Below are 9,349 nucleotides of genomic sequence, written 5' to 3'. Positions count from 1 at the left end.
GTTCCAGTTAGTCGAAGGCCGAAAGGAGCCCTGCGCGCAGGGCATGGTCTGCCGCGCCCTCGGTCGCGGCGGCCCCCTGTTGTGCCAGAGCATGGGTGAGTGCCTGCGCGAAAGGCCCGAAGGTCAATACGCGTTGGCCCAGCCACCACGGGCGGGTGTCCGAAAGCTCGGCCCCGATCAGGCTGCCCAGAAGGGCCTGACGGGACAGGGCGGGGGTGGCCAGAGCGCGCATCAGCCGTTCGGGACGGGCGCGGGTTTCGGACAGGGCGTCGTCGAATTCGGCGTCAGGGGGCAGTGGCGCGCCGCCACCGAATGCCGCAAACAGCCGCCCCGTGGCGCTGCGGGTGACCGAGACCACCTCTTCGGCAGAAATCTGTGCCCATAACGTGGTCTCGCCGGTCATGGCGATGACCCCGTCGAATTGCGGCTGTGCCTTCAGAAGCCCTGCGATCAGGGCCACTTCGCGCGGGTGGGCGGTGACGGGGGGATGGTTTTGTACCAGCTTCGGCAGAAGCCGGATCTGCTGGGCCGGACCCTCCGTGGTGGCGGTGGCCTTGCAGGGAATGTGGCGTGCAGGCCCATCTGCTGCCGCCAGCACAGCCCGTTCGGCACCGGTGGTGGCAAGTTCGCGCGCCATGAGGGTCTGCGCATCCGCGCCTTCCAGCGCAATGTGACGCGGGGAATCGGCCTGCTCGTCCCAGAGAAAAAGTCGGGCGCCATCCACGGCGCCCGCCAGCCATGTTGTCATCCTGTCCTCCATTATCCAGCCCTAGAAATCATGTGCCGGACGCGGGGGCAAGGGATTAGTCCTGTGTCAGACAGTCGCTGAGGGTCTTGGTCAGCCCCGACAGCAGCGTCGCGTAAAGATCGGGACCGTAGTCGAGCGTGCTCCCCGACGGGTCCAGCGCGCCGCCAAGTTTGACCTCCGTGCCCTCCAGCAGGATCTTGATCTGTTTGGGGTCGTGCTGGGCCTCGGGGAAGGCGCAGATGACGTGATCGGCCCCGAGCGCCTGATGCAAGTCTTCCAGATGTGCCGCACCGGGCGCTGCGGCATCGCCCGCGCTGACGCTGCCGGCGATCTCCAGCCCGTAATGGTCGGCCAGATAGCCATAGGCGGCGTGGAAGACGACGAAGGGTTTGCCTTGCGCCGGGGCAAGCTGTTTTGCCAGACCGGCATCAAGATCCTTGATCCTGGCAATCGCGGCATCGGCATTGGCGGCATAGGTGTCCGCATGTTCGGGGTCTTTTTCGGCCAGTGCCTTGGCAATCACCTGCAGCCAGATTTCGGCGTTTTGCGGATTGAGCCATGCATGCGGATCAAGGCCGTCATGGTGGTGATGTTCGTCATGATCCTCGTGGTCATGCCCGTCATCATGGTCCTCGTGATCATGATCGCTATCGGCGTGCGCCTCGTGGTCATGATCATGCCCGTCCTCATCCTCCACCAGTTCCGGCGTGTGGAAATCCTGCCGGATCGTGCCGTCGGCATGCAGCAGCGAAATCGCGGTCGAGTTGTTGAGCGTATCGATCGCGCGATCAAGCCACGGCGTCAGCTCCGGTCCGATCCAGAACACAAGATCGGCATCTTGCAGGCTGCGGGCCTGACTGGGGCGCAGCTGGAAGCTATGCGGGTCGGCCCCTTTATCCAGAAGCACCTTCGCATCCCCGAGGTTGCCCATCACCTGTTGGACCAAGGATTGCACGACCGGCGTGCCGGTGACGACGCTGGGAATGTCGGCTTGTGCCAAGGCGGGCAGGGCGGCAAATGCACCGATGGTCGCGGCCAGACGAAGCGGCAGACGGGACATGTGGTTTCCTTTCGGGACGAACTTGTTTTCAAATGTGCTTTTGTTTATGTAATAGAATAACAAGTCAAGCAGAATTGTGATGCTATAACATGCCGCAGGTTTCAAAAGAGAGCGTCAGTGCCTTCGAGGCGCATGATCACACCCATTGCGCGGGCCATGCGATGTCGCGCGCCGAAGGCGTGATCGCGGCGCAAAAGCTGCGGCTGACGCCGGTGCGCCGCCGCGTGCTGGAGATCCTGCTTGAGGAACATCGCGCGATGGGGGCCTATGAGGTGCTCGAACGGCTGGCGGAGGAGGGCTTTGGCAAACAGCCCCCCGTGGCCTATCGCGCGCTGGATTTTCTGGTCGATTGCGGGCTGGTGCACCGGATCCGCAGGCTGAACGCCTTTATCGCCTGTCTACATGCGGGCGAGGACCATGCGCCGGTTTTCCTGATCTGCGAGACGTGCGATGCCGTGGCCGAAGCGCCCGGAGCCGCCGTGCGCGCCGAACTGGACAAATCCGCGCTGGGGGTGGGTTTCAGGGTGGATCGCGCCAGCATCGAAGCCGTGGGCCTTTGCCCGCGCTGTGCGCAAAAGCCCGAGAAAGAGACCACGAAAGATGTCTGACAGCCTGCTTTCGGCGCAGAATCTCGGTGTGAAACACGGCGATGATTTCGTTCTGCATTCGGTTCATTTCGACATCCGGCCCAAAGAGATCGTGACGGTTGTCGGGCCGAACGGGTCGGGGAAGTCGACGCTGATCAAGGCTCTGATCGGGCTGGAAACATTGGCGACGGGGCGCGTTCAGAAAGCGGCCGGTCTGGTGATCGGCTACGTGCCGCAAAAGCTGCATATAGATGCGACGCTACCGCTGAGTGTGCGGCGCTTCCTGTCCCTGCCCAAGCGGGTCAGCGATGCGGCGGCGCGGGCTGTTCTGGCCCGTGTCGGGGTTGAGGGAATCGAGTCCCGCCCGCTGTCGGGGCTATCCGGCGGGCAGTTGCAGCGCGTGCTTCTGGCGCGCGCGCTTCTGGCCAAGCCGGATGTGCTGATTCTGGACGAGCCGACACAGGGGCTGGACCAGCCGGGTACGGCGGCCTTCTATCTGCTGATCGAGGAGGTGCGTGCCGAAACCGGCTGTGCGGTTCTTATGGTCAGCCACGATCTGCATGTGGTGATGTCCTCGTCGGATCGGGTGATCTGCCTGAACGGTCATATCTGCTGCGAGGGCACCCCCGCGATTGTGTCCGAGGCACCGGAATACCGGGCGTTGTTCGGTATCGGGACGGGCGGTGCCTTTGCGCTTTACCAGCACCATCACGACCATAGCCACGATCCGCAAAGCGGAGCCTGCCTTGCCCATGATCACGGCGCAAGCTCAACCAAGGATACTGCACCGATATGATGGCGCTTTTCGATGATTTCCTTCTGCGCTCGCTGCTGGCGGGGGTGGGGCTGTGTCTGGCCACCGGTCCTTTGGGGGCTTTCGTGGTCTGGCGGCGTATGGCCTATTTCGGGGATGCGACCTCGCATGCGGCCATTCTGGGCGTTGCGATCAGTCTGGGCTTCGGGGTTTCGGTCTATGCCGGAACGCTGGGGGTGGCGCTGCTGATGGCGCTGACCGTGGCGCATCTGTCCGGTCGCGGATATGCGGCGGATACCGTGCTGGGCGTGCTGGCCCATGCGGCGCTGGCCATCGGTCTGGTGGCGGCCTCGTTTATCGGCGGGCTGCGGGTGGATCTTTCCGCATGGCTTTTCGGGGATATTCTGGCCGTGTCGCGCATGGATCTTGCGATCATCTGGCTTGGTGGGCTGGTTGTGCTGGCGCTTCTGGTCTGGCGCTGGCAGAATCTGCTGACCGCGACCGTCAGCGAGGCGCTGGCGAAATCTGCCGGAATCGACGGGCGGCGCGAACAGCTTGTGCTGACGGTGGCGCTGGCGCTGACGGTGGCCGTGGCAATCAAGATCGTCGGGGCCTTGCTGATTGCGGCGCTGTTGATCGTCCCTGCGGCGGCGGCGCGTCAGGTGGCGCGCAGTCCCGAGGCGATGGCGGTTAGTGCCACGCTGATCGGAATGGCTTCGGTGGCGGCGGGTATTTTCGGCTCGCTACGCTGGGACACGCCTGCGGGGCCGTCGATCGTGGTGGGAAGTGCTCTTATTTTCGTGATGCTCCTGCTTTTCCGCAGGCGTCACTGAGTCGTTTTGCAGGCATGCCATGCCGGATCGGGGCCCGCTCCTGCACTGGCTTCCGGCCCGTAAGACAGGCGCCGGGCGCAGGGCAAATCTGATTACGCAGACCTCGGGCATAAGGTTCCGTGATTCGCGGAAAATTTCTGATTTTCATGGACCTATGCAATTTACTGAAGCTGTTTGCCCCCATGTATAAAGGGCGCTGTTGCCATAAAGCTTAAAAAACCGTGCCAAAGTGCAACACATATCACAGTCACGCGCGCAAAGCTTGAGATTCCCCCTTTGCAATTTCGTGAGCCTGTGTAATCGTCGCGTTCGATGCTGCATGTTTGGCGGCACTCTACGGTAATGACGGAGATTACTATGAAAAAACTCGCTACCCTCGCACTCGTCGCCGGTCTCTCGGCTTCGTCCGCTTTCGCAGGCGGTTACACCGCACCGGTCGTTGAGCCGGAGCCGGTCGTCGTCGAGCAAGGCTCGTCCTCGAACGCAGCGATCCTGATCCCGGTTCTGCTGCTGGTCGGTATCGCAGTTGCTGCGGCTGACTAATCAGTCTGACTGATTTCATGGGAAAAGCCGGAAAGCGATGCTTTCCGGCTTTTTTCATGCGCCTAAGACCGTTGTGTCCGCAGTCTGTGCCTTTCCCGATTGCAACTGTTATCCGCCCGGACATAACCTAGAATTGCAAGGCACATCTCGTTGCGGGTCGACCCCCGTCGAGAGCCAGGGGGAGGATTGTTTTGGGAAAAGTCATTACGGTTGCTCAACAAAAAGGTGGTGCGGGTAAGACCACCGTCGCGGTCAATCTGGCCATAGGCTTGGTGCGGGCAGGCTATAGTGTCGCGCTTCTCGACACCGATCCGCAGGGGTCTTTAGGCCGCTGGTTCATGACGCGGCGCGACGCGCTGGACGATCCGGGGGTCGGGTTTGGCACCTCGTCGTCCTGGGGCGTCAGCTATGAATGTGAAAAGCTGAAACGCGATTTCGATGTGGTGATCGTCGATACGCCGCCCAAAGTGGATAGCGATCTGCGTCCGGCCCTGCGTGAAGCCGACGAGATCATCGTTCCGGTGGCAGGCAGCCATGTCGATCTCTGGGCCACCGAAGGGGTCCTTGATCTGGCGCGGCGCTGTAACAAAAGCCCGCGCATCCTTCTCAATCGCGTCAAAAGCAACACGCGTCTGGGACAGGAAGTGGCGCAGGCTGCGGCAGAGCTCGAGGCGCAACTGATGACCTCCACGCTGGCCAATCGCGTGGTCTATGCCGAAACACTCGGGCAGGGGCTGTCTGTCGTGGAAGCCAAGCGCAGTCCCGCATGGGACGAGATTTCCGCCCTGCTGGAAGAGCTCAATATCGCGTCCTGATCTTGTGGCGCATGATCCAGAGGCCGGTTTTCAGAAGCGCCAGACGGTCGCGCATCCAGGCGCGGGCATAGCGATGCCGGCGCATTGTGCGGTGGTCGGGGCTGCTGATGCTGGCCTCCAGCCCCAAGGCCCGTGCAATCAGTCTGGCGCGAAAGCCGTGATAGCGGTCGGTGACAAGGATCACGCGCCCCTGTGCCAGATCGGGGCAGAGGGCTTTGGCATTGGTGATATTCTGGATCGTATCGGTCGAGCGGTCCTCCAGCACCAGACGGTCGGGCGCAACGCCGTGCCGGATCAGGATCCGTGCCATGACTTCGGCCTCGCTCGGGGCGTGGCGGCCAAGCCCGCCACAGCAGATGATCCGCTGGGCCTGCCCCGCCTGCCAAAGCGTCAGCGCCTGCATGACCCGCCGGTGCAGGGCGGGAGAGGCTTGCCCGTCGGGCCAGACGGCAGCGCCGAGAATCAGGATCGTTATCGGGCTCATAAGGCGCATCTAGGGGGCGGGCCGGTTGAAATCCAGTCCTAGAATTCGAACCATAGTCCCAGTTTCACGCGCGGCTGCCGTTCCGCTTCTAGCGGGGCGGAGACGCCCAGTTGCAGCTGCGCCCACGCGAACTCCTTGACGACAGAGGCGGTGAGGCTGCGGGACAGGCCGTCATTATCGGGTTTGTAAAGCTGTAACTGGGTAAAGACCATCAGGTCCTCGCGCAGATGCAGGCCCGCCGTCAGGTCCAGTTTGGTGAAGCTTTTGCTGGGCAGGTGGCTCGGGTCCGGCAGGGTCATCGGGTCGATGCCTTCCGCCGCCGGATCATAGCGCACGCTTTGCGGTGCCTGCAGGTGGCGCAGTTCGGCGCTCAGCCAGCCCGGCCTGTGCCAGAGCGGGTCTTGCACGGACATGCCCCAATTCGCGCCCAGCCCGTACATGGAGACACTCTCTCCATCCAGTTTGCGGCTTCCGACCCAGCCGGTCATGGTCAGCTTCTGCGACCATGTGTCGGGAAAAACCGGCGTCTGCCAGCCGATCCAGTAGTCTTCGGACCGGTCGCCCCGCCCGAGATCGACAATCAGGGTGCTCCGTGCCGAAAGCCCGTATTCGGCATAGAGGCTGGTCCATGTCTCGGTCTCCTGTCCGGTCTCCTGACCGAAAGACAGGAAAGCGGTGCCTTTCTCACGCATCCACGGTCCGGCCCCGACAGGGGTGGCCAGACACAGGCAGAGCATGACCAGAGCGAAAGGGCGCATCGCGGTCTCCTTGAGCGGAGGCCCAGTGTCTCACAGCCCCTCCTGCCGACCAAGGAATTTCTTCTTAGGGTTGTGGTCCGGTCAGATCATCCGGCGCAGCCCTGCCTGCACCTTCAACAGGGCAGGCAGATATTCGGCGCGCGCCTCGTCGATATCGTGGTGCAGGGCGGCAAAGCCGGTGTTCAGCGCGGCAACGGTTCTGCCGCGCGCATCAAGGATCGGCACGGCCAAAGAGCGCAAGCCAGGCTCGACCTCCTGATCGATGGTGGCATAGCCCTGCGCGCGGACCTGCGCGATCACGCCCATGATCTCGTCGGGATCGGTCAGGCTTTGCGGGCTGCGCGGGCTGAGATCGGAGGCCTCAATCCGTGCGCGGGCATCGGGCTCGGGCAACGCCGCCAGCAGCACCCGCCCCATCGAGGTGCAATGCGCCGGCAGCCGCGATCCGGGCATGAGGCCGATGGACATCACCCGCCGCTGCGCCGCTCGCGCCAGATAGACGATTTCGGTCTCGTCAAGGATCGCCACCGAACAGGATTGCCCGATCTGCTCTGACAGCTGGTCGAGCCAGGGCTGCACCACCTGCGCCAGCGGCATCGAGGCCAGCGCCCCCATCCCCAGCCGTAAAACGCGGGGCGTCAGGCTGAAGAACTTGCCATCATATTCGGCATAGCCCTCGTGATACAGCGTCAGAAGGCAGCGCCGCGCGGTGGCGCGGTCAAACCCTGTGCGGGCGGCCACATCGGTGATGGCAAGGCGCGGCGTCTCGGCACCAAAGCACTCCATCACCTTCAGCGCCTTGGCCAGAGACCCGATATGATCGGTCGGTTTGTTCAACATGCGAACGCCCTTTTCGTCTATATGAACAAAGATCAATATACGAACAATACGGCTTCTCCGGTCACATCCGCAAGCGTAATGTCGGCCCCAATTAGGAGGACTTACATGGACAAGACTGTTTCGTCTGTGGCCGCAGCCGTCGCGGATATTCCCGACGGTTGCGTGCTGATGATCGGGGGCTTTGGCGGGTCGGGCGCACCGATCGAGCTGATCCACGCATTGATCGACCGTTTCCGCGCGACCGGTAGCCCGAAAAACCTGACCGTGGTCAATAATAACGCCGGCAATGGGTCCATCGGGATCGCGGCGATGATCAAGGCGGGCATGGTGGGCAAGATGATCTGCTCTTTCCCGCGCTCGTCGAATGCCGAAGCCTTCAACGAGAAATATCTCGCGGGCGAGATCGCGCTGGAACTGGTGCCGCAGGGCACGCTGGCCGAGCGTATCCGTGCCGCAGGTGCGGGCATCCCCGCCTTCTACACGCCGACTTCTTTCGGGACCGAGCTGGCCGAAGGCAAGCCCGTCGAGGAATTCGAGGGTAAATCCTATGTGCAGGAACGCTGGCTGAAGGCCGATTTCGCGCTGATCAAGGGCCATATCGGCGATAAGATGGGCAATATGACCTATCGGATGGCGGGGCGGAACTTCAACCCACTGATGGCGATGGCCGCAAACCGCACCATCGCGCAGGTCTCGAGCCTGATCGAGCCGGGCGGGATCGACCCGCAGGAAGTCATCACCCCCGGCATTTTCGTCGATGCCTTGGTCGAGGTGAAAGACCCGCAACAGGAAGAAGTCCTTGTCCGGACGGGAGTGGTCTACTGATGCTTGATATGAAACTTTCCAACGCGCAAATCGCATGGCGCGCGGCGCAGGACATCGAGGACGGTTCCTATGTGAACCTCGGCATCGGCTTCCCCGAGATGATCGCCAAGTTCCAACCCGAAGGCCGCGATGTGATCTATCACACCGAGAACGGCGTTCTGGGCTTTGGCGAGGCCCCGCCCGCCGGTGAGGAGGATTGGGATCTGATCAATGCCGGCAAGAAGGCGATCACCCTGAACCCCGGTGCCGCGTTTTTCCACCATGCGGACAGCTTCTCGATGGTCCGTGGCGGCCATCTGGATCTGGCGGTGCTGGGCGCTTATCAGGTCGCCCAAAACGGCGATCTGGCGAATTGGCGGGTGGGGTCCAAGGGCGTGCCTGCGGTAGGCGGCGCGATGGATCTGGTGCATGGCGCCAAACGGGTGGCGGTGGTGACCGATCACGTCACCAAGGATGGCAAGCCGAAGCTCGTTGAGGCCTGCACCTTCCCGCTGACGGGCTTGGGCTGTGTGACCCGCGTCTATACCTCGCTTTGCGTGGTGGACATTGTCGACGGCAAGTTTGTCCTGCGCGAGAAACTGGCGGCCATGTCGATGGAAGAGCTGCAATCCTATACGGGGGCGACGCTGCATGTCGACGGCTCGGTAGGCGAGATGACCGTGCCGGAGGGCCTGTGATGACCGAAGTCTATATCTGCGACTATATCCGCACGCCGATTGGCCGTTTCGGTGGTGCCTTGTCGAGCGTCCGTGCCGATGATCTGGGGGCGATCCCGCTGAAGGCGTTGGCGGAGCGTAACCCGTCGCTTGATCTCGCGCAGATCGACGAGGTGATCTTTGGCTGCGCCAATCAGGCGGGCGAAGACAACCGTAACGTGGCGCGGATGTCGCTCCTGCTGGCGGGCTATCCCGAAACGGTGCCGGGCACCACGATGAACCGGCTCTGCGGTTCGGGCATGGATGCGATCATCACCGCCGCCCGCGCGATCAAGGCGGGGGAGGCCAGCCTGATTGTGGCAGGGGGCGTGGAATCCATGTCGCGCGCGCCTTTCGTCATGCCCAAAGCTACGGCGGCCTTCTCGCGGGTCAATTCGGTCGAGGAC

Annotated in this window: 13 protein-coding genes (1 of these 13 cut by a window edge); 8 read left to right on the top strand and 5 right to left on the bottom strand. The window is 62.7% G+C overall.

The features are described 5' to 3' along the window. Nucleotides 1-7 precede the first annotated feature (7 nt). On the bottom strand, nucleotides 8-748 hold the full coding sequence (locus tag WDB88_RS17395) for a 2-dehydro-3-deoxygalactonokinase (protein WP_339109925.1): 741 nt from the start codon (nucleotides 746-748) through the stop codon (nucleotides 8-10). A gap of 55 nt (nucleotides 749-803) precedes the next feature. Next, entirely contained in the window at nucleotides 804-1,808 is a 1,005-nt protein-coding gene (locus WDB88_RS17390) for a zinc ABC transporter substrate-binding protein (protein ID WP_339109924.1), read from the bottom strand. 89 nt (nucleotides 1,809-1,897) lie between these two features. Here WDB88_RS17390 and WDB88_RS17385 point away from each other — a divergent pair, with 89 nt between their 5' ends. The 5 genes from WDB88_RS17385 to parA all read left to right on the top strand — a co-directional run bounded on the left by WDB88_RS17385 (nucleotide 1,898) and on the right by parA (nucleotide 5,340). Beyond that, nucleotides 1,898-2,416, top strand: coding sequence for a Fur family transcriptional regulator (locus tag WDB88_RS17385; RefSeq protein ID WP_330629398.1), 519 nt, complete (start codon nucleotides 1,898-1,900; stop codon nucleotides 2,414-2,416). Further along, on the top strand, nucleotides 2,409-3,191 hold the full coding sequence (locus tag WDB88_RS17380) for a metal ABC transporter ATP-binding protein (protein WP_330629396.1): 783 nt from the start codon (nucleotides 2,409-2,411) through the stop codon (nucleotides 3,189-3,191). Before WDB88_RS17385 ends, WDB88_RS17380 begins: the two co-directional genes overlap by 8 nt. Further along, nucleotides 3,188-3,982: a metal ABC transporter permease gene (locus WDB88_RS17375; protein WP_330629394.1), complete on the top strand. Its 795-nt coding sequence runs from the start codon at nucleotides 3,188-3,190 to the stop codon at nucleotides 3,980-3,982. The genes WDB88_RS17380 and WDB88_RS17375 overlap by 4 nt, the downstream gene beginning before the upstream one ends. A gap of 357 nt (nucleotides 3,983-4,339) precedes the next feature. Then, nucleotides 4,340-4,525: a hypothetical protein gene (locus WDB88_RS17370; protein ID WP_330629393.1), complete on the top strand. Its 186-nt coding sequence runs from the start codon at nucleotides 4,340-4,342 to the stop codon at nucleotides 4,523-4,525. Between the two features lie 191 nt (nucleotides 4,526-4,716). Next, on the top strand, nucleotides 4,717-5,340 hold the full coding sequence (gene parA, locus WDB88_RS17365; RefSeq protein ID WP_339109923.1) for a ParA family partition ATPase: 624 nt from the start codon (nucleotides 4,717-4,719) through the stop codon (nucleotides 5,338-5,340). On the opposite strand, the gene WDB88_RS17360 is transcribed toward parA, so the two are convergent. The 3 genes from WDB88_RS17360 to WDB88_RS17350 form a co-directional block, all read right to left on the bottom strand. Continuing rightward, nucleotides 5,324-5,824 (bottom strand): YdcF family protein, encoded by a 501-nt coding sequence (locus tag WDB88_RS17360; protein ID WP_339109922.1) that lies wholly within the window; start codon nucleotides 5,822-5,824, stop codon nucleotides 5,324-5,326. The genes parA and WDB88_RS17360 overlap by 17 nt on opposite strands. A 38-nt stretch (nucleotides 5,825-5,862) precedes the next feature. Beyond that, nucleotides 5,863-6,582, bottom strand: a complete 720-nt coding sequence (locus WDB88_RS17355) for a hypothetical protein (RefSeq protein ID WP_339109921.1) — start codon at nucleotides 6,580-6,582, stop codon at nucleotides 5,863-5,865. Between the two features lie 81 nt (nucleotides 6,583-6,663). Next, on the bottom strand, nucleotides 6,664-7,422 hold the full coding sequence (locus WDB88_RS17350; protein WP_330629389.1) for an IclR family transcriptional regulator C-terminal domain-containing protein: 759 nt from the start codon (nucleotides 7,420-7,422) through the stop codon (nucleotides 6,664-6,666). Nucleotides 7,423-7,527: 105 nt separating this feature from the next. On the opposite strand from WDB88_RS17350, the gene WDB88_RS17345 reads away from it, so the two are divergent. The 3 genes in view from WDB88_RS17345 to pcaF are tightly spaced (each overlapping or abutting the next) and all read left to right on the top strand, a layout consistent with a single transcriptional unit that may run on beyond the window. After that, a complete protein-coding gene (locus WDB88_RS17345; protein WP_330629388.1) occupies nucleotides 7,528-8,247 on the top strand; it encodes a 3-oxoacid CoA-transferase subunit A in 720 nt (239 codons plus the stop codon). After that, nucleotides 8,247-8,924, top strand: coding sequence for a 3-oxoacid CoA-transferase subunit B (locus WDB88_RS17340; RefSeq protein ID WP_339109920.1), 678 nt, complete (start codon nucleotides 8,247-8,249; stop codon nucleotides 8,922-8,924). Before WDB88_RS17345 ends, WDB88_RS17340 begins: the two co-directional genes overlap by 1 nt. Then, nucleotides 8,924-9,349, top strand: partial view of a 3-oxoadipyl-CoA thiolase gene (pcaF, locus tag WDB88_RS17335; RefSeq protein ID WP_339109919.1) — the beginning only. Its footprint extends 774 nt past the window's final position; 426 of the gene's 1,200 nt are visible here — the first part of the coding sequence; its start codon is at nucleotides 8,924-8,926; the stop codon falls past the right edge of the window. The genes WDB88_RS17340 and pcaF overlap by 1 nt, the downstream gene beginning before the upstream one ends.

Origin of the sequence: Thioclava sp. GXIMD4216 (assembly GCF_037949285.1) — a bacterium.
GTDB classification, from domain to species: domain Bacteria; phylum Pseudomonadota; class Alphaproteobacteria; order Rhodobacterales; family Rhodobacteraceae; genus Thioclava; species Thioclava litoralis.
The sequence above is the reverse complement of the archived record's forward strand: the minus strand, read 5'-3'. Positions and strand labels throughout refer to the sequence as shown.

Coding starts and splice junctions, on each gene's coding strand:
- WDB88_RS17395 (WP_339109925.1), bottom strand. CDS start 748: ATGACAACATGGCTGGCGGGCGCCGTGGATGGCGCCCGACTTTTTCTC.
- WDB88_RS17390 (WP_339109924.1), bottom strand. CDS start 1,808: ATGTCCCGTCTGCCGCTTCGTCTGGCCGCGACCATCGGTGCATTTGCC.
- WDB88_RS17385 (WP_330629398.1), top strand. CDS start 1,898: ATGCCGCAGGTTTCAAAAGAGAGCGTCAGTGCCTTCGAGGCGCATGAT.
- WDB88_RS17380 (WP_330629396.1), top strand. CDS start 2,409: ATGTCTGACAGCCTGCTTTCGGCGCAGAATCTCGGTGTGAAACACGGC.
- WDB88_RS17375 (WP_330629394.1), top strand. CDS start 3,188: ATGATGGCGCTTTTCGATGATTTCCTTCTGCGCTCGCTGCTGGCGGGG.
- WDB88_RS17370 (WP_330629393.1), top strand. CDS start 4,340: ATGAAAAAACTCGCTACCCTCGCACTCGTCGCCGGTCTCTCGGCTTCG.
- WDB88_RS17360 (WP_339109922.1), bottom strand. CDS start 5,824: ATGAGCCCGATAACGATCCTGATTCTCGGCGCTGCCGTCTGGCCCGAC.
- WDB88_RS17355 (WP_339109921.1), bottom strand. CDS start 6,582: ATGCGCCCTTTCGCTCTGGTCATGCTCTGCCTGTGTCTGGCCACCCCT.
- WDB88_RS17350 (WP_330629389.1), bottom strand. CDS start 7,422: ATGTTGAACAAACCGACCGATCATATCGGGTCTCTGGCCAAGGCGCTG.
- WDB88_RS17345 (WP_330629388.1), top strand. CDS start 7,528: ATGGACAAGACTGTTTCGTCTGTGGCCGCAGCCGTCGCGGATATTCCC.
- WDB88_RS17340 (WP_339109920.1), top strand. CDS start 8,247: ATGCTTGATATGAAACTTTCCAACGCGCAAATCGCATGGCGCGCGGCG.